At 75.3% G+C, this 18,823-nt stretch carries 16 protein-coding genes; 13 read left to right on the top strand and 3 right to left on the bottom strand.

What is annotated here, in order from left to right; genetic code table 11:
- Positions 1–259 precede the first annotated feature (259 nt).
- Both ACIO92_RS00335 and ACIO92_RS00330 read left to right on the top strand, forming a co-directional pair.
- Positions 260–1,981, top strand: coding sequence for an SDR family oxidoreductase (locus ACIO92_RS00335; protein WP_402280661.1), 1,722 nt, complete (start codon positions 260–262; stop codon positions 1,979–1,981).
- A gap of 185 nt (positions 1,982–2,166) precedes the next feature.
- Positions 2,167–3,540 (top strand): cryptochrome/photolyase family protein, encoded by a 1,374-nt coding sequence (locus tag ACIO92_RS00330; RefSeq protein WP_402280663.1) that lies wholly within the window; start codon positions 2,167–2,169, stop codon positions 3,538–3,540.
- A gap of 148 nt (positions 3,541–3,688) precedes the next feature.
- On the opposite strand, the gene ACIO92_RS00325 is transcribed toward ACIO92_RS00330, so the two are convergent.
- A complete protein-coding gene (locus ACIO92_RS00325) occupies positions 3,689–4,687 on the bottom strand; it encodes a MerR family transcriptional regulator (RefSeq protein WP_402280665.1) in 999 nt (332 codons plus the stop codon).
- Positions 4,688–5,075: 388 nt separating this feature from the next.
- Here ACIO92_RS00325 and ACIO92_RS00320 point away from each other — a divergent pair, with 388 nt between their 5' ends.
- The 10 genes from ACIO92_RS00320 (at position 5,076) to ACIO92_RS00275 (ending at position 15,787) form a co-directional block, all read left to right on the top strand.
- A complete protein-coding gene (locus ACIO92_RS00320; RefSeq protein ID WP_402055811.1) occupies positions 5,076–6,764 on the top strand; it encodes a molybdopterin-dependent oxidoreductase in 1,689 nt (562 codons plus the stop codon).
- Between the two features lie 822 nt (positions 6,765–7,586).
- Positions 7,587–8,417, top strand: a complete 831-nt coding sequence (gene nadE, locus ACIO92_RS00315) for an ammonia-dependent NAD(+) synthetase (RefSeq protein WP_402055805.1) — start codon at positions 7,587–7,589, stop codon at positions 8,415–8,417.
- Between the two features lie 61 nt (positions 8,418–8,478).
- Positions 8,479–8,865 carry a VOC family protein gene (locus ACIO92_RS00310; RefSeq protein WP_366440893.1) on the top strand — a complete coding sequence of 129 codons (387 nt, stop codon included), beginning with the start codon at positions 8,479–8,481 and terminating at the stop codon, positions 8,863–8,865.
- A gap of 284 nt (positions 8,866–9,149) precedes the next feature.
- Positions 9,150–9,833, top strand: a complete 684-nt coding sequence (locus ACIO92_RS00305) for an ABC transporter permease (protein WP_402055802.1) — start codon at positions 9,150–9,152, stop codon at positions 9,831–9,833.
- Positions 9,830–10,504: an ABC transporter permease gene (locus tag ACIO92_RS00300; RefSeq protein ID WP_401236022.1), complete on the top strand. Its 675-nt coding sequence runs from the start codon at positions 9,830–9,832 to the stop codon at positions 10,502–10,504. Before ACIO92_RS00305 ends, ACIO92_RS00300 begins: the two co-directional genes overlap by 4 nt.
- Complete coding sequence (locus ACIO92_RS00295; RefSeq protein ID WP_402280669.1) at positions 10,501–11,517, top strand: ABC transporter substrate-binding protein; 1,017 nt, start codon at positions 10,501–10,503, stop codon at positions 11,515–11,517. The genes ACIO92_RS00300 and ACIO92_RS00295 overlap by 4 nt, the downstream gene beginning before the upstream one ends.
- A gap of 147 nt (positions 11,518–11,664) precedes the next feature.
- On the top strand, positions 11,665–12,777 hold the full coding sequence (locus tag ACIO92_RS00290; RefSeq protein ID WP_366440897.1) for a glycoside hydrolase family 5 protein: 1,113 nt from the start codon (positions 11,665–11,667) through the stop codon (positions 12,775–12,777).
- 219 nt (positions 12,778–12,996) lie between these two features.
- The gene (locus tag ACIO92_RS00285) at positions 12,997–14,304 is read left to right on the top strand and encodes an alpha/beta fold hydrolase (protein ID WP_402056388.1); all 1,308 of its coding nucleotides are present in this window, start codon (positions 12,997–12,999) and stop codon (positions 14,302–14,304) included.
- Between the two features lie 402 nt (positions 14,305–14,706).
- Entirely contained in the window at positions 14,707–14,970 is a 264-nt protein-coding gene (locus ACIO92_RS00280) for a hypothetical protein (RefSeq protein ID WP_402596670.1), read from the top strand.
- 55 nt (positions 14,971–15,025) lie between these two features.
- Positions 15,026–15,787, top strand: coding sequence for a PIG-L deacetylase family protein (locus tag ACIO92_RS00275; protein ID WP_366440899.1), 762 nt, complete (start codon positions 15,026–15,028; stop codon positions 15,785–15,787).
- Between the two features lie 49 nt (positions 15,788–15,836).
- On the opposite strand, the gene ACIO92_RS00270 is transcribed toward ACIO92_RS00275, so the two are convergent.
- Together ACIO92_RS00270 and ACIO92_RS00265 are read right to left on the bottom strand one after the other, a co-directional pair.
- Entirely contained in the window at positions 15,837–16,616 is a 780-nt protein-coding gene (locus ACIO92_RS00270; protein WP_402280672.1) for a VOC family protein, read from the bottom strand.
- Positions 16,617–16,830: 214 nt separating this feature from the next.
- A complete protein-coding gene (locus ACIO92_RS00265; protein ID WP_366440901.1) occupies positions 16,831–17,838 on the bottom strand; it encodes an NAD(P)/FAD-dependent oxidoreductase in 1,008 nt (335 codons plus the stop codon).
- Between the two features lie 67 nt (positions 17,839–17,905).
- Here ACIO92_RS00265 and ACIO92_RS00260 point away from each other — a divergent pair, with 67 nt between their 5' ends.
- Positions 17,906–18,493, top strand: a complete 588-nt coding sequence (locus tag ACIO92_RS00260) for an XRE family transcriptional regulator (RefSeq protein WP_366440902.1) — start codon at positions 17,906–17,908, stop codon at positions 18,491–18,493.
- Positions 18,494–18,823 lie beyond the last annotated feature (330 nt).

Here is an 18,823-nt window from a genome sequence, read left to right as displayed (position 1 = left end):
CGGGTGTGGGGCACGGACCGCTGAGCCCCGAGCACCCCGGAGCGTCCATGAACAGCCAGACCTTCCGCCGTGCCGCCGTCGCCGTGACCGAAGGCCGTGTGCGGCGACGTTCCCACCGCCGACGCCACGGTCCGCGTCGTGGACACCGAGTCCGGCGGGCCCGTACGACGGGGGAGTCCGAGGGGTCCCGTACGACGGGGAGCGACCGGCCCCGTACAGCGCGGGAGCAGGACGGCCCGGCAGCGGAACGGAGCAGCCCATGACGGACCAGCCCGGCACGGACACCCCTGACACGCACGTCCCGGACACGGGCGCGCCCGGGACGGATCCGGACGCGCACGGGACGGACGCGCGCGGCCGGACGGCCCCGGGGCCGCTGTGCCTCGTCACCGGCGCCAGCGGCTACATCGGCGGACGACTGGTCCCCGAACTCCTCGAGGCCGGGTACCGGGTCCGCTGCCTGGCCCGCACCCCCGCGAAACTCCGCGACCACCCCTGGGCCGGGGACGTGGAGATCGTCCGCGGGGACGTCACCGACGGACCGTCCCTCGACCCGGCACTCCGCGACGTCGACATCGCCTACTACCTGGTGCACGCCCTCGGCGGCGGCCCCGGCTTCGAACGCACCGACCGGCTCGCCGCCCGCACCTTCGCCGACCGGAGCCGCGCCGCCGGGGTCCGCCGCATCGTCTACCTCGGCGGCCTCACCCCGCACGGCGTGCCCGACCACGCCCTCTCCCCGCACCTGCGCTCGCGCGCCGAGGTCGGACAGATCCTGCTGCGCTCCGGCGTGCCCACCACCGTGCTCCGCGCCGCCGTCATCATCGGGTCCGGCTCCGCGTCCTTCGAGATGCTCCGCTACCTCACCGAACGCCTCCCCGTGATGGTCACCCCGAGCTGGGTGCGCACCCGCATCCAGCCGATCGCCGTCCGGGACGTCCTGCGGTACCTCGTCGGCAGCGCGGACATGCCCCCGGAGGTCAGCCGCGCCTTCGACATCGGCGGGCCCGACGTCCTCACCTACCTCGGGATGATGCGCCGGTACGCCAAGGTCGCCGGACTGCCCCGGCGGCTCATCGTCCCCGTCCCCGTACTGACCCCGCGCCTGTCCAGCCACTGGATCGGCCTGGTCACCCCCGTGCCCCGGTCCATCGCCCGCCCCCTCGCGGAGTCGCTGCGGTACGAGGTCGTCTGCGACGAGCACGACATCGCCGACCTCGTACCGGACCCGCCGGGCACCCCGCTCGCCTTCGACACCGCCCTCGACCTCGCCCTCCGGCGCGTCCGCGAGGCCCGGATCAGCACCCGCTGGTCCTCCGCCTCCGTGCCGGGCGCGCCGAGCGACCCGCTGCCCACCGACCCCGACTGGGCGGGCGGCAGCCTCTACACCGACGTGCGGGAACGGGCCGTCGCCGCGCCGCCGGAGGCCCTGTGGCGGGTCGTCGAGGGAATCGGCGGGGAGAACGGCTGGTACTCCTTCCCGCTCGCCTGGGCGGTACGCGGCCGGCTCGACCGGCTCGTCGGCGGCGTCGGGCTGCGCAGGGGCCGCCGCGACGCCACCCGCCTGCGGGTGGGCGACTCGCTGGACTTCTGGCGCGTGGAGGAGATCGAACGCGGCCGACTGCTGCGGTTGCGCGCCGAGATGCGGCTCCCGGGACTCGCGTGGCTGGAGATGTACGTGGAACAGGACGGCGACGGCCGGTCCCGCTACCGGCAGCGGGCCCTGTTCCACCCGCACGGCCTGGCGGGCCAGGCGTACTGGTGGAGCGTGTCGCCGTTCCACGCGGTGGTGTTCGGCGGGATGGCCCGCGAGATCGCGCGCACGGCGGAGGCGGCAGGGGAAGCGAAGGCGGCAGGGAGAGCAGGGACGACAGGGACGACAGGGACGACAGGAAAGGCGGAGGCCCCACGGACGGCCGGACCCGGCGAAGGCGCGGAGGCTCCACGGACGGCCCGGCCCGGGGAGGGCGCGCCGGGCTGACCCCGGCCTCTGGCGCCCGGCGCCCGGCGTCCGGCCTCCGGCCTCCGGACGCCGTACCCCTGCAGCGGTCACCCCCTCCGTCCGCATCCGGCCGGGCCCCGGGCCGGGAATGCCCGGCGACATACAGAACGCGACCACCGGCGGTCCGCGCACCACGGCCCGCCGGTGACCCCAGGAGCCCCGCCATGAACGTCTCGGTCGTCCTCTACACCTCGGACCTGCGCGTCCACGACCATCCACCCCTGCGCGCGGCCCTCGGCCGGGGGAACCCGGTCGTCCCCCTCTTCGTCCGCGATCCGGCGGTGGACCGCGCCGGTCCGGCCTCGCCGAACCGGCTCGCGTTCCTCGCCGACTGTCTCGCCGACCTCGACGCCGGACTGCGCGAGCGCGGCGGACGGCTCGTGGTGCGCTCCGGGGACCCCGTGGCCGAGGTCTGCGCGGTCGTCCGCGAGACCGACGCCGACGAGGTGCACATGGCGGCCGGACACAGCGCGTTCGCGCGGCGAAGGGAGGACCGGCTGCGCCGGGCCCTGGAGGCGGACGGACGCAGGCTGTACGTCCACGACGGCGTCGTCACCGCGCTCCCCGCGGGCGCCGTCACCCCGGTGGGATCGGACCACTACGCCGTCTTCACGCCCTACTTCGGCCGCTGGTCGCGCGAACGGCTGCGCGAACCGCTCGCCGCACCGCGCCGGGTCCAGGTGCCAGGGGACCTCGGCTCCGAGGACCTGCCCGCCCGGAAGGACGCCGGGTCCCTCTCACCGGGCCTGGCCGCCGGGGGCGAGAAGGAGGGCCGTCGGCGCCTCGCCGCCTGGCTCGGCCGGGACGCCGACGCCTACGAGGAACGCCACGACGACCTCCCGGGCGACGCCACCTCGCGGCTCTCGCCGTTCCTGCACTTCGGAGCCGTCTCGGCGGCCGAGGCCGTCCACCGGGCCAGGTCCCGGGGCGGCACGGGCGCCGAGGCGTTCGTCCGCCAACTGTGCTGGCGCGACTTCCACCACCAGGTGCTCGCGGCCCGCCCGGACGCCTCCACCGCCGACTACCGCACCCGGCACGACACCTGGCGCCACGGGAAGGAGGCCGAGGCCGACCTCCTGGCCTGGCGCGAGGGCCGCACCGGCTATCCCGTCGTGGACGCCGCCATGCGCCAACTCGCCCACGAGGGATGGATGCACAACCGGGGAAGGCTCCTCGTCGCCTCGTTCCTCACCAAGACGCTGTACGTCGACTGGCGCGCGGGCGCCCGGCACTTCATGGAACTCCTGGTGGACGGCGACGTCGCCAACAACCAGCTCAACTGGCAGTGGATGGCGGGCACGGGCACCGACAGCCGTCCCAACCGGGTGCTCAACCCGGTGCTCCAGGGCAGGCGTTACGACCCCGACGGAACCTACGTACGCCGCTGGGTGCCGGAACTCGCGGGCCTCGAAGGGCCCGCCGTCCACGAGCCGTGGAAGGTGCCCGGTCTGGAGCGCGCCCGGTACGCCTACCCCGACCCGGTCGTCGAACTCTCCGAGGGCCTGGCCCGTTTCCGCCGCGCCCGGGACCTGGACTGAGACCGCAGGAGCACGGACACGGGCCCCGGACCGGGGGCGGAGCCGGGCGAGTGCGCGGTACGGGCACGGGGGAGGGAATGGGTACGGGCACGGCGGAGGGGAGCGCGTGGGTACGGCCACGAGCCGTGTCCGCCCGGCGGCCCGCGCGTCACTCCGCCGCTCCGGACCCCTCCTCCGGTGCGGGCCCGGGTCCGCACAGGCCCCTGAGCGCGGCCAGCGCCTCCCGTAGCCCGCCGGGGCGCAACATGCCGGGCCCCGGCGTCTGGCCCGCCCAGCCGGGCCCCGCGAGCAGGACGGTCGTACGGGAGCGGGCACCCCTGACGCCCCACGAGGTGCCCGCGACGTGCCGGGCCAGCGGATGGTTCGCCGTCGACCGGGACTGCGCCCACAGCACGACGGCGGCGGGACCCGTCCTCCGTACCGCCCGGTCGAGCGCCTCGGGCGGCACGGCGGCACCGAACATCCTCGCCGGGAGCCCGAGTTCGGCGAGTCCGGCGGCCAGCGCCTCCAGCGGGAGCGTGTGCTGCTCGTTCGGCACGCAGGCGAGCAGGACGTGCGGCGCGGCGGCCGGGAGCGGGCCGCCGGGCCCCCGGTGCGCCATCCGGCGCAGCGCCGTCGACACGTGCCAGGACAGCAGGTGCTCCACCTCCACGTAACGGTCGCCGGAGGTCTCCCAGCTCCGGCCCGCCGCGTGCAGGGCGGGCGCCACGACCTCCTCCCAGGCGGTGACGAGACCGTGCCGCGCGATCGCGGACTCCAGGAGCGCGTCCAGCGCCCGTGAGTCGAGCCGGACGGCCGCCCGCCCGAGACCCCGGCGTTCCCGCAGGACGTCCCCGCCCGGCGGCGCGTCCTCCACCGGCCCGGCGGACACGGGCGCGGGCCGGACGGGCGGAGGCACGAGCCCGTCAGCGGACGCGCCCTGCCGGGCGGCGCGCGCCGCCTCGGCGGGCGGGACCCCCGAGGCGGTCAGACGGCACATCTCCCGGACGACGGCGACGTCGTCCGGCGTCCACCGCCGGTGCCTGCCGTTCTCCCGGGAGACGGGACCGATGCCGTAACGCCGGTCCCAGGAGCGCAGGGTCGTGGGGGCGACGCCGAGACTACGGGCCACCGCGCCGCTGGTGAGACCGGGTGCGGGTGTGGACATGCTGCCACGGTACGCCGCTTCCGCGGCCCGCTCGCCGCACGTCCGCCGCACCCCGGACGGTCACCCGCCCCGCGTGCTCGGGCCTGTCCGCGCGGCTGGGCCGTGCCCCGCCGCTCCCGTGCCCGCCCGTGTCCGCCGGGCCCGCGCACCGGCCCGGTGCGTCCACGGATCGCGGGACCGCTGCCCCGGGACCCGGAGGGTCCGGGGGCCGGGGCCGGGACTCGGGGCAGCGGTCCCGTGATCCGGGAGTCAGAGGGGCCGGGGGCAGGGACTCCGGATCCGGGGAGCGGCCCCGTCGCCGGGGCGCCGCCCCGAGGCACCCCGCGCTCCGTCCGTCTTCCGGGTGAAAGTGCCCGCCCGTGAGGCCGCGGATGCCGAATGGAGAGGCATGACCCTTTCACAGCCCCGGCGCGAGCCCACCCGCACGGACCGGCTCCTGGCGGCGGTCGGCGGCCTCGTCTCCGGGTACGTCTCGCTCGCCGTCGCGGACCTCGCCTCCTTCTGGGTGCGGCCCGAGGCCGGTCCCGTGATCGCCGTGGGCGGCACCCTGGTCGACCGGACCCCGGCGACCGTCAAGGACTGGGCGATCCGTGCCTTCGGAGAGAACGACAAGACCGTCCTCCAACTCGGCATCCTCGCCGTCCTCGGTGTGCTCGCCGCCGCCGTGGGGCTCCTCGCGCCGCGCCACCGGCTCGTCGGCCCGGCGGCGGTCGGTGCCTTCGGCGTCCTCGGGGCGGTCGCCGCCGTCACCCGCCCCGACTCGCGGTCCCTGACCGACGCCGTCCCCTCGCTCGTCGGCGCCGCCGCCGGAGCCCTCCTGCTGTACGCCCTGGCCGGCCGCCTCCCGGCGGGAGCCTCGGCCGTCACCCGCGAACGGGTCGGCACCGGCGGGAGCGCGGGCCCCGGGCGGGAGGGCACCGGCGGGGCGGCGGGCACCGCCCAGGGCGGCACCGGGGCCACGGGACCCGGCCCGGACGTCCGCGCCGACCGCCGGGGCTTCCTCCTCGTCGCCGCCTCGGCCGGGCTCCTCGCCACCGGCGCCGCCGCGGTCGCCCGCGCGATCGGCAGCCCCGTACAGGAGAACGCCGTCGCCTCCCGCGAAGCACTGCGCCTGCCCCGGCCCGCTTCCCCCGCGCCGCCCGTACCCGCCGGGGCCCGGCTCCGCGTCCCCGGTATCAGCCCCTTCCTCACCCCGAACCGGGACTTCTACCGCGTCGACACCGCCCTCGTCGTGCCCCGGGTCGACGCCGACACCTGGCGGCTCCGCGTCCACGGCAGCGGCGTCCTCCGGGAAGTCACCTACACACTCCGGGAACTGACGGAACGTCGGACCGTCGAACGGGACATCACCCTCGCCTGTGTCTCCAACGAGGTCGGCGGCCCGTACGTCGGCAACGCCCGCTGGCTCGGCGTCTCCCTCGCGGACCTGCTCCGGGAGGCCGGTGTCCGGCCTCCCTCCGAGGGCGGGCCCGCCGATCAGCTCGTCGCCCGTTCCGTCGACGGCATGACCATCGGCACGCCCGTCGAGACCGTCATGGACGGCCGTGACGCGCTCCTCGCCTTCGGGATGAACGGGGAACCCCTCCCCTTCGCCCACGGCTTCCCCGTCCGCATGGTCGTCCCCGGGCTCTACGGCTACGTCTCCGCCTGCAAGTGGATCGAGTCCGTCGAACTCACCACCTTCGCCGCCTACGACGCCTACTGGGTCCCGCGCGGCTGGTCCGCGCGGGCACCGGTCAAGACCGAGTCCCGCATCGACACCCCGCGCCCCTTCGCACGCCCCCGCGCGGGCACCGTCGCGGTCGCCGGGGTCGCCTGGGCCCAGCACCGGGGCATCAGCCGGGTCCAGGTCCGCGTCGACGACGGCCCCTGGCAGGACGCCCGGCTCGCCGCCGAGGACAGCCGTGACACCTGGCGCCAATGGGTCCTCCCCTGGGCGGCCACACCCGGACAGCACACCCTCACCGTGCGCGCCACCGACGGGACCGGCACCATCCAGCCGGAACAGCGGACCGACACCATGCCCGACGGGGCGCAGGGCCTGCACTCCGTGCTCGTCACGGTCGAAGCCGCGTGACCGACGGGTGCCGTCCGCCGTCCACATGAGGAAGACTCCGTCCGTGCGTGGACATCTGCCGGACGAGAGCCCCGGGTTCGTGGGACGTCGCACGGAACTGGACGACGTCTCCGCCGCGTTGGCGGAGCACCGCCTGGTCACCGTGACCGGTGCCGGGGGAGTCGGGAAGACCCGGTTCGCCCCGCGCACCGGGCCGCCGCACGGCATCCCGACGGCGCCTGCTGGACCGACCTCGGCCAGCTCGACGGCGACCGCCTCCTCGCCCCCCTGGTCGCCGACTCCGTCGACCTCGCCGACCGCACCACCGGCACCGCCGCCGGACTCCGCCACGGCCTCGCCGACGCCCGCTGCTCCTCGTCCTCGACTCCTGCGAGCACCTCACCGGAGCCTGCGCCCGGCTCGTCACCGAACTCCTCGCCGCCCCGGCGCGGCCTGCCGGGACTGCGGGCGCTGCGCGAGAAGCACACCGGCACCGCCCGTGCGACCCTCGGCGAGCCCGCCTACGAGGAGATCTTCGGCCGCGCGCTCACCGGCCCCCCGCAGGACGGCCTCGACCGCGCCCTGCGCGGCCCCGGCCCACCTGAGCCCCTGAAGACGGCCCCGGCGGGGAAGAGCGAGCGCCGCCCGGTGCCGGGCCGGGGCGGCGGGCCAGGCCGTGGAACCGGCACCGGGCCCCTGACCAGGACGGGAACCGGCCCCCGGGGGCGTGCGCGGGCGGTCCGGGGCGGGGAGACGAGCCGTGGTCCCGGTGCGTAGAGTCGTCCTCCGGGCCCGAACGGGCCCGACCGCCCCCGACCGGCCGCCCCGACGAGGAGACCTCCCGTGACCGACCCGGCGTCCATCGCCCTCCAGCAGCAGATCGCCCGGGACCTCCAGGTGTCCGAGACCTTCGACCCGAAGGCGGAGATCGAGCGCCGGGTGGCCTTCCTCACCGAGCGGCTCACCTCCACGGGGCTGCGCTCCCTCGTCCTCGGGATCAGCGGCGGCGTCGACTCCACGACCGCCGGGCGGCTCTGCCAGCTCGCCGTCGAGCGCGCCCGTGCCGCCGGGCACGACGCCACCTTCTCCGCGATGCGCCTGCCGTACGGCGTCCAGGCGGACGAGGGCGACGCGCGGAACGCCCTCGGCTTCATCCGCGCCGACGAGGTGCTCACCGTGGACGTGAAGGCGGCGAGCGACGCCGCCCTGGCGGCCTGCCTGGCCGGTGGCGTGACCTTCCGGGACGCCCACCACCAGGACTTCGTGCAGGGCAACATCAAGGCCCGGCAGCGGATGATCGCCCAGTACGCGGTGGCCGGCGCCCGTGGCGGGCTCGTCGTCGGCACCGACCACGCGGCCGAGGCCGTCTCCGGCTTCTTCACCAAGTTCGGCGACGGCGCCGCCGACGTCGTCCCGCTCACCGGACTGACCAAGCGGCGCGTCCGGGCGGTCGCCGCCGAGCTGGGCGCCCCGACCGAACTGGTGTGGAAGGTGCCCACCGCCGACCTGGAGACGCTGGACCCGGGCAAGCCCGACGAGGACGCGCTCGGTGTCACGTACGACGACATCGACGACTTCCTGGAGGGGAAGCCGGTCGCCGAGCAGGCGTTCGATTCGATCGTCCGTCGCTACCGGATGACCGAGCACAAGCGGCGGCTGCCGATCGCCCCCTGAGCGTTCCGGGCCGATCCTGGAAGGGGGCGCCGTACGACGGGCCCCCGGAAGGGAGTACGTCATGTTCGGCGCGACCCCGGCGTTCAGCGGCTTCTCGGTCGACGACCTCGACGCGGCCCGGCGCTTCTACGGCGACACCCTCGGCCTGACGGCGGAGGTCCGGGGCGGGGGAGAGACGCGGATGCTCTTCCTCACCCTCGCGGGCGGGGCCCGGATCCTCGCCTACCCCAAGGACGACCACGTCCCCGCCACCTTCACGGTCCTGAACTTCGAGGTCGACGACATCGACCGGGCCGTCGACGAACTGATCGCGCGCGGGGTGACCCTGGAGCGCTACCCCGTGTTCGAGGCCGACGCGAAGGGCGTCGTACGAGGTGGCGGCGGCCCGGCCATCGCCTGGTTCAAGGACCCGGCGGGCAACGTCCTGGCGGTCCTCCAGAACGACTGACCCGGCCTCGCGCCGACCGACCCGGCCCCGGGGCCGCTGATCCGTCCAGGGCCGGTCGGCCACCATGGGCCCGCCCCCGCCCACAGCACCCCGGCGCGCCTTCCCCGGGACGCCCGGCCCCGCGCCCGTACACCCCGGCCACAGAGGGGCCGCACCCGTCCCGCCCGACACCGCTCCCCACCGGCAGCTCGCCCGGAGGCCCCCGCGCCCGCCCGGCGCGCCGCCCCCCACCCGAACGGACCCCTCCGCGCGCGCCCCCCACCCGTACCGCCTCGAATGGGAAGGTGACCGCGCCGCCCGACGACTGTCTCGCCCGCAACGACTGGATCTGCGGCGCCTATCTCTCCACCCGGCGCGAGATCCTGGCCGACGCCGTCGTCGAGCACATACGGCTGACCTTCGTCTCCGTCGCGCTCGGGCTGCTGATCGCGGTGCCCCTCGCGCTCGCGGCCCGCCGCTGGAACCGGGTCGCGGGACCCCTCCTCGGGATCACGACCCTCCTCTACACGATCCCCGCCCTCGCGATGTTCTCGCTGCTCCTGCCGGTCTACGGGCTCTCCGCCACGCTGGTCGTCGCCGGGCTCGTCCTGTACTCGCTCACCCTCCTCGTCCGCAACCTCCTCGCCGGGCTCAGGGCCGTGCCCGAGGAGACCCGGCGGGCCGCGCTCGGCCTCGGGTACGGGCGGCTCCGGCTGCTGCTCGCCGTCGAACTGCCGCTCGCGCTGCCCGCCGCGATGGCCGGGCTCCGGATCGCCACCGTCTCCGCCGTCTCGCTCGTCACCATCGGCGCGATCGTCGGCCACGGCGGTCTCGGCAACCTCATCTGGTCCGGGATGAACACCTACTTCAAGGCACAGGTCCTCACCGCCTCGGTCCTCTGCGTCCTCATCGCCGTCGCCGCCGATCTGCTGCTCCTCGGCGCCGAACGGCTGCTCACCCCGTGGAACCGGCGGGGGAGGACCGGATGACGACCCTCGCCGACACCTGGTCCTGGCTCACCACCTCCGCGCACTGGTCCGGCGAGAACGGCGTCTGGCACCGGCTCGGCGAGCACCTCTTCCTCACCGGCGTCTGCCTGGTGGCCAGCTGCGTGATCGCGCTGCCCGTCGCCCTGGTCCTCGGCCACCTCGGCAAGGGCGGGGCGCTCGCCGTGAACCTCTCCAACATCGGCCGCGCCGTGCCCACCTTCGCCGTGCTCGTCCTCCTCCTGCTCAGCCCGATCGGGGCGTACGGGGACGGGCCGACGATCATCGCCCTCGTCCTGTTCGCCGTGCCGCCGCTGCTCACCAACGCGTACGTGGGAATGCGGGGCGTCGACGCCGACGTCGTGCGGGCCGCCCGGGGCATGGGCATGACGGGCACCCAGACCCTCGCCCGGGTCGAGCTGCCGCTCGCGCTGCCCCTGGTCCTCACCGGGGTCCGGATCGCCGCCGTGCAACTGGTCGCCACCGCCACCGTCGCGGCCCTGGCGGGTGGCGGCGGGCTCGGCCGGATCATCACCGCCGGATTCAACCTCGCCTCCACCCCGCAGGTCGTCGCGGGCGCCGTTCTCGTCGCGGTGCTCGCCCTGCTCGTGGAGGGACTGTTCGAGGGCGTCCAGCGGCTCGCCCCCGGCGGGGCGCGGGAGAGCGGCACATGATCCGGCGCGCACGCCGGGGGACGTACCGGCGCACGCTCCCCGGGCCGCGCCGCCGCCGTCCTCGCCCCGCCCTCGGCGCGGTCCTCGCGCTCGTCCTCGCGGGCTGTGGCACCGGGCCCTCCCTGGAGAACCGGGGCGCGGTGACGGCCCCGCCGGGGGACAGCCACCGGCTGACCGTGGGCTCGGCCGGATTCACCGAGAGCGATGTGCTCGCACAGCTGTACGCCCTGCTGCTCCAGGACGCCGGACACCGTACGAAGATCCTCTCCGTCACCAACCGCGAGCTGTACGAACCGGCGCTCGAAAGCGGCCAGATCGACGTCGTGCCGGAGTACGCGGCGACCTTCGCCGACTGGCTGAACGCCAAGACCCACGGGCCGGACGCGCCGACCGTCGGCTCACCGGACCTGGCCACCACCATGACCGCGCTCCGCGCGCTCGCCGCTCCGCGCGGCCTCACCGTGCTCGGCCCCGGCAGGGCGGTCGACCAGAACGCCTTCGCGGTGACCGCCGCCTTCGCCGCCGAGCACCGGCTGAAGACCCTCAGCGACCTGGGCGCCAGCGGTCTGCCCGTACGGCTCGCGGCGGGCGACGAGTGCGTGGTCCGGCCGTACTGCGCCCCGGGGCTGCGGAAGGTGTACGGGATCGACGTGACCGCCGTCGACCCCAAGGGCGTCGGCACCACTCCGGCCAAGCAGGCGGTCCAGAACGGGCAGGACCAGATGGTGCTGACCACCACGACCGACGCCACGCTCGACACGTTCGGGCTCGTGCTGCTCGCCGACGACAAACGGCTCCAGAACGCCGACCATGTGGTCCCCGTGGTCAACCGGGCCCGCGCCGGGGGGCCGGGGGTCACCCGCGCGCTCGCCCGCCTCAACACCGTCCTGACCACGGCGGACCTGGCGCGTCTCAACGAACAGGTGGACGGCTGGCGGCGTCTCCCGGAGGACGTGGCACGCGCCTATCTGAGGGCCGAGGGCCTTCTCGAGGCCCCCTCCGCTCACCCATGAGGGTCAACCCGCTGAACCACGTCTCCTGTTCTGACTCTTGCGGGGCGCTCCAGAACCCTGCTATCCATCCGTTAGGAAGGTTTCCTTCCAATCCAGTGGACCCGCTCCGGGTCCACATCCCTCGTTCGTCGTTCCGTGGAGACCCCCATGACTTCGGCACGAACCGTACGACCCACCGCCCGTCGCCTCGGCCTCGCGGGCACCGCGCTCGGCGCCCTGCTCCTCGGCCTCGCCGCCGCCCCCTCGGCCGTGAACGCCGCCCCCGCCCCGGTCACCCCGCAGGCCGTCCCGCAGGCCGCCCCGGCCCCCGCCCGCGCCGCCACCCCCGCCTCGATCAACGGGCGGCTCAAGGTCTGCGGCACCAAGCTCTGCAACCAGTACAGCAAGCCGATCCAGCTGCGCGGGATGTCCTCGCACGGCACCCAGTGGTACAGCCAGTGTCTGACCGGCGGCTCCCTGGACGCCCTCGCCGGCGACTGGAAGGCCGACGTCCTGCGCGTCTCCACGTACGTCCAGGAGGACGGCTACGAGACCGACCCGCGCAAGTACACCGACCTCGCCCACTCGCTCATCGAGCAGGCCACCGCGCGTGGCATGTACGTGATCGTCGACTGGCACATGCTCGACCCGGGCGACCCGAACCACAACCTCTCCCGTGCGAAGACCTTCTTCACGGAGATCGCCAACCGGCACAAGAACAAGACCAACCTGCTGTACGAGATCGCCAACGAGCCCAGCGGGGTCTCCTGGTCCAAGATCAAGAGCTACGCCGAGCAGCTCATCCCGGTGATCCGGGCCAAGGACCCCCACACGCCGGTCCTCGTCGGCACGCGCGCGTGGTCCTCGTTCGGCGTCTCGGAGGGGGCGACCGAGTCGGAGGTCGTGTCCAAGCCGGTGAACGCCACCAACATCATGTACACCTTCCACTTCTACGCGTACTCGCACCGGGACGAGTACCTGCAGACCCTCTCCCGCGCCGCCGACAAGCTGCCGGTCTTCGTCACCGAGTTCGGCACCCAGAACTACGCGGGCGAGGGCAGCGACGACTTCACCATGTCGCAGAAGTACCTGGACCTCATGGCCGCCAAGAAGATCAGCTGGGTCAACTGGAACTTCTCCGACGACCACCGCACCGGAGCGGTCTTCAAGACCGGCACCTGCGACCGGGGCGGCCCCTGGACCGGCACCGGCTCCCTGAAGCCCGCCGGGGCCTGGATCCGCGACCGGATCAGGACGGCGGACGACTTCCCCACCTCCTGACCGGCCCGCCCGCCCACCCGGCCGGGGTGCCTGCCCGCTGACGGGCGTCCCGGCCGCCGACCGGCCTCCCCGTCCTCCGGCCGGTACGCCCCGGCCCCGGACCGCAGTGCGGGACCGCAGTCCGGACCGTCGACCCGGCCGTCCGGTCCGGGCCCGGTACGCCCCCGCGGTGTGATCAACTGTCCTCGCGGGGGCGTACCGAAGAGGAGCATGGACAGCGTGACCACCTACCGACAGCCGGGACTCGTCCTCACCGACCACCGTTTCCCCGTCCCCCTCGACCACGCCCGTCCCGACGGGGAGCGGATCGAGGTCTTCGGCCGCGAGGTCGTCGCGAGCGGACACGCCGGAGCGGACCGCGAGGGCCTCCCCTGGCTGGTCTACCTGGAGGGCGGCCCCGGCTTCGGCGCCCGCCGCTTCATCGGCCCGCAGGCCTGGCTCGGCCGGGCCGTCAAGGAGTTCCGCGTCCTCCTGCTCGACCAGCGCGGCACCGGCCGCTCCACCCCCGCCAACCGGCAGACCCTGCCGCTGCGCGGCACCCCGGCCGAACAGGCCGCCTACCTCGCGCACTTCCGCGCCGACTCGATCGTGCGGGACTGCGAACTGATCCGCCGCAGGCTCACCGGCGGCGCCCCCTGGACCGTCCTCGGCCAGAGCTTCGGCGGCTTCTGCGCCACCCACTACCTCTCCACCGCCCCCGAGGGCCTGGAACGGGTCGTCGTCACCGGCGGCCTGCCCTCCCTGCACGCCACCGCCGACGAGGTCTACCGCGCCGCGGCCCCCCGGATCCTGCGCAAGAACGAGGCCCACTTCACCCGCTACCCCCAGGACGCCGAACGGACCCGCGCGATCCTCGCCCACCTCCTGGAGCGCGAGGTGACCCTCCCCGGCGGCGGAACCCTCACCCCCGAGGCCTTCCAGTCCCTCGGCATCCTCCTCGGCTCCGGCGAAGGCACCCACCAGCTCCATCTGCTCCTCGAAGGCGCGTTCGTCCCCACCTCCGGCGGCCCCCGGCTCGCCGACGCCTTCCTGGAACAGATCCAGGCGCAGTTGTCGTTCGCGGGCCACCCCCTCTACGCGGTGCTGCACGAGGCCATCTACGCCCAGGGGCAGGGGCCCACCGACTGGGCCGCCGAACGCGTCCGTGCCGAGCACCCCGAGTTCGACGCCCGCGCCGCGCTCGCCGAGGGGCGGACGCCGTTCTTCACCGGCGAGAGCGTCCATCCCTGGCACTTCACCACCGACCCCGCCCTGGCCCCGCTGCGCGAGACGGCCGAACTGCTCGCCGCCCGCGCCGACTGGGCCCCGCTGTACGACCCCGAGCGGCTCGCCGCCAACGAGGTCCCGGTCGCCGCGGCCGTCTACCACGACGACATGTACGTGGACACCGCCCACTCCCTGGAGACCGCCCGCGCCGTACGCGGTCTGCGCACCTGGGTGACGGACGAGTTCGAGCACGACGGTCTGCGGGCGGGCGGCCCCCGTGTCCTGGACCGGCTGCTCGCCCTCTCCCGCGACGAACTCTGACACGGCCTCCCGGGGACGCGGCTCGGCGCGCCCCCCCCGGGGGGCGAGGTCCGCGGGCGCGTCCGCACGGAGGTCGGCGACCTCCTCGCCCGCGCGGCGGGCACCGTCCCGACCCTCGTCCTCACCGGCACACCGGACAGCCCGGCCGGACGGACCGCCGACCGGGCCGTCGACCCCGGCTTCGCCGACGAACGCCCCGTCGTCCGGACCCGGTGCCCGACCACCGCCCTCCCCCTCCTGCGCGCCGGACCGGGACCGGACCTCGGGCCCTCCGTCGCCGTCGCCGGACTCGTCCCGTACGAACGGCTGCCCGCCGCCTGGGAACGGCGCGGCCGGTTCACCTTCCTCGGCACCGGCCGGACCGTCGGCCTCGCCGACGGGGCCGCCCTCGAACTCCGCGAAGTGGCCCGCGTCCGGACGGAGTCGTACGCGGCGATGGGGTACCGGCACGGGCCCGTCAGCGTCAGCGACCGGTCCGGCCTCGTCTGCTGCCTCGGCACCGCCCCCTCCGGACCGCGCGACGAAGTGGAGTCCACCGGCGCCCTGTTCGCCGCCGACGCGATCGACCGGTCGCCGCGCTCGTACGCGCCCAGCGGCTCGTGGTGGCCCTCGCGGCCCGCCGGGGGCTCAACCCCGACCGGCCCAGGAACGTCTCCCGGTCGGTGATCCTCTCCGGAGGGTTCCGGGCGACGGTCTCGGAGGCGGCTCGTATCCTGCGGTCATGACCGCAACCGAGGACACCGGGGTCGCCGACCTCGCGGAGCTGCCCGGCGACTGGCGCCGCGCGCTCGCCGTCGTCGCCCATCCCGACGACCTGGAGTACGGCTGCTCGGCCGCCGTCGCCGCCTGGACGGACGCGGGGAAGGAGGTCGGGTACGTCCTCGCCACCCGGGGGGAAGCAGGGATCGACACGCTCGCCCCGGACGTCTGCGGCCCCCTGCGGGAACGCGAGCAGCGGGCGAGCGCCGCCGCCGTCGGCGTGGACACGGTCGAGTTCCTCGACCACCGCGACGGGGTGATCGAGTACGGGCCCGCACTGCGCCGGGACATCGCGGCGGCGATCCGCCGCCACCGCCCCGACCTCGTGGTCACCCTCAACCACCGGGACACCTGGGGCGAGGGCCCCGGCGCCCCCTGGAACACCCCGGACCACCGCGCCGTGGGCCGCGCCGTGCTCGACGCGGCGGCCGACGCGGGCAACCGCTGGATCTTCCCCGAGCTCGCCGACCGGGGCCCGGCCCCCTGGGACGGGGTCCGGTGGGTCGCCGTCGCCGGGTCGAACCGTCCCACCCACGCCGTCGACGCGACCCCGGGCCTGGAGCGCGCCGTCCGCTCGCTGCTCTGCCACCGCACCTACATCGAGGCCCTCACGGACGAGGACCCGGAGGAGTACGTCCGGTCGTTCCTCACGGCCACGACGGCCCGCGCCGCCGACCGCTTCGGCGGCCGGCCCGCGGTCACCTTCGAGCTCTTCAGCCGCTGACGGACCGGCCGCCGCCGGGGAGCCGGGACCCCCGGCCCACCCGTTCGGCTCAGTCCATCGGCACGGGCTTGAGGACCGCGAACGTCGCGCCGGACGGATCGGCCAGCCAGGCGATGCGGCCGACGTCCGGTACGTCCGCCGCGGGCATCACGACCGAACCCCCGTTGCCCTGGACCGACCGCGCCGACGCGTCGGCGTCCTCGACCGCGAAGTACGGTACCCAGCGGGCGGGTTCGGCCGCGTCCCGGAGTTCGGCGACCCCGCCGAAGGAGGCGTCCTGCTGATCGCCCTCGGCCGTGGAGACCACCCGGTACGTCATGCCGGGGACGGCCATCTCCGCCCACCGCCAGCCGAACAGGGTCCGGTAGAAGCCGAGCGCCGCCTCCGGGTCCCCGGTGTGCAGCTCCACCCAGACCAGGGTGTTCGTCTCCGAGGTCCGGTCGAGCCCCAGGGTGGTGCCCGGCTGCCAGACCGCGAACCGCGCTCCGGCGGGGTCGGTGAGGGCGGCCATCCGGCCCGCCTCCATGACGTCGGAGGCGGGCAGGCGCACCTCGCCGCCCGCCGACTCGGCGGCCCGCTGCGTCGCGTCGGCGTCCGGCGTGCCGAAGTACACCGTCCAGGCGCTCTCCGCGCCCTCCTCGGTGAGCGGACCGAGCGCGGCGACGGTCCTGCCGTCCTGCTGGAAGAAGCCGTAGCCCCCGCTCCCGGGCCCCGCGGAGCGGAACTCCCAGCCGAGGACGGCCCCGTAGAAGGCGGCGGCAGCCGCCGTGTCGGGGGTGCCGAGGTCGATCCAGGTGGGCGAGCCCGTGGTGAACCGCGTACCGAGCATGGGTGTGTCCCGTCCTTCCGTGGCCCGGGGCGCGGCCCGGACTCCCCGGCCGGGAGCCGTGGCCCGTGTGCCGTACCGGGTGTCGCGCGGTCCACGGTCCGGGTCCGTGTGCCGAGGTCCCGGCCCGTGCCCCGGGTCCGTGTCGTGTGTGTCCGGCCACCCTCACCGATCCCCGGCCGCCGAAGGGCGTGGCCGACGGCCCGGCGGCGCGGGTTCATCCGACCGGCCGACCGGCCACCGCCTCCTCCAGGCCACCGAGGACCAGCTCGTTGTTGAGCGCCACGCCCGCCCGGTACCCCCGGCTGACCGCGTTGACCACCTGCTCCTGCGGCCCGGTGACGTTCCCGGCCGCCCAGACTCCGGGCACGCTCGTCCGGCCCGTCTCGTCCACCGCGACGAACTCGCCGAGAGGGGTGGCGCGCAGCTCCGCGCCGAGCTGCCGCAGCAGCCCGTCCCGGGGCGCGAGCCGGGTGGCGGCGGCGAAGACCACCGTACGGTCCACGGTCCGGCCGTCCGCGAGCCGGACCCCGGTCAGCCGGTCGTCCGCCACCGCGAGCCCCGCCACCTCGCCCCGCTCGATCCGGACGCCCGCCGCGCCGAGCAGCGCCTCCTCGTGCCCGGACAGCTCCCGCGCGGTGTGGGTGAAGAGGGTGACGTCCTTCGACCAGTGCGCCACCATCAGCGCCTGGTGCGCGGGCATCTCCGGGTGGGCGATCACCCCGAAGGCCCCGTCGCGGACCTCCCAGCCGTGGCAGTAAGGGCAGTGCAGCACATCACGTCCCCACCGGGCGGCGAGCCCTTCGACGGCGGGCAGTTCGTCGACGAGCCCGGTGGTGACGATCAGCCGTCGGGCGCGGACCGGGCCGCCGTCCGCCAGGGTGACGAGGAAGCCGCCGTCCCCGTCGGGCGCCGCGCCCGTCACCTCGCCGTCCCTGACCTCGACCCCGTATCCGGCGACCTCGGCGCGTCCGGCCGCCAGGTACTCCCCGGGGCTCATGCCGTCCCGGCCGAGGACGCCCTGCATGTGGGCGGCGGGGGCGTTGCGCGGGCGGCCCGCGTCGACGACCAGGGTCCGGCGCAGCGACCGGCCCAGGACCAGGGCGGCGCTGAGCCCGGCGGCCCCGCCGCCGACCACCACGGCGTCGAACGCGTACGTGGTGGGTCCGGGTGCTTCGTCTCCGCGCGTGCGGGTTCCGTGTGTGCCGTCAAGGTGTGCGTTCATGGGGCGAGCGTGCCCCGGGGCGGCGGTACCGGCAAGCAATCTTGCCGTTTCTGCAAGACTGGGAGGCATGACCGAAGACGACCGCATCGACTCCGTCCTCCAGGAGGTCGGCCCCCGCCTCCGCCGGGTCCGCCGCGACCGGGGGGTCACCCTCGCCGAACTGTCCGCCGCCACCGGGATCTCCGTGAGCACCCTCTCCCGGCTGGAGTCCGGGCAGCGCAGGCCCAGCCTCGAACTGCTCCTGCCGCTCGCCCGCGCCCATCAGGTCCCGCTGGACGAACTGGTCGGCGCGCCCGCCACCGGCGACCCGAGGGTCCGGGCCAAGCCGATCGTGCGCCACGGCCGCACGATGTTCCCGCTCACCCGGCAGCCCGGCGGCCTCCAGGCGTACAAGGTGATCCAGGAGGTGGCGCAGGGGGAGCCGGACCCCCGGGTCCACGAGGGCTACGAGTGGCTGTACGTGCTCTCCGGCAGGCTCCGGCTCGTCCTCGGCGACCACGACGTGATCCTCGGCGCGGGCGAGGCGGCGGAGTTCGACACCCGGGTGCCGCACTGGTTCGGCCCGACGGACGAGGGGCCGGTGGAGTTCCTGAGCCTCTTCGGCCCCCAGGGCGAGCGGATGCACGTGCGGGCCCGCCCGAAGAAGTCGGGGTGACGGGTCCCGCACGGGTCCCGCACGGGTCCCGCACGGGTCCCGCACGGGTCCCGCACGGGTCCCGCACGGGGCGAGTGGGCCCGTAGGGGGTGGGCGGGTACCCGTACGGGACGGGGAGAGCGCCCGTACGGGATCGGGGGCGTGCCCCCTACGGGATGGGTGAAGCGCCCCTGAGGTGGGCGGGAGCTGCGCGGGGACAACCGCCGATGCCCGGCCGGAGCGGGTACCCGGCGCAGCCGGGGGTGCGATCCGGCCCGTCCGAAGAAGTCCGGCCGAGCCGTTCCCCCAGAGGCAAGCGACCGCTTAGTATGCCCTCGACCGATCGGCGGT

This window comes from Streptomyces sp. NPDC087215 (assembly GCF_044744885.1).
Taxonomy (GTDB): domain Bacteria; phylum Actinomycetota; class Actinomycetes; order Streptomycetales; family Streptomycetaceae; genus Streptomyces.
The sequence above is the reverse complement of the archived record's forward strand: the minus strand, read 5'-3'. Positions and strand labels throughout refer to the sequence as shown.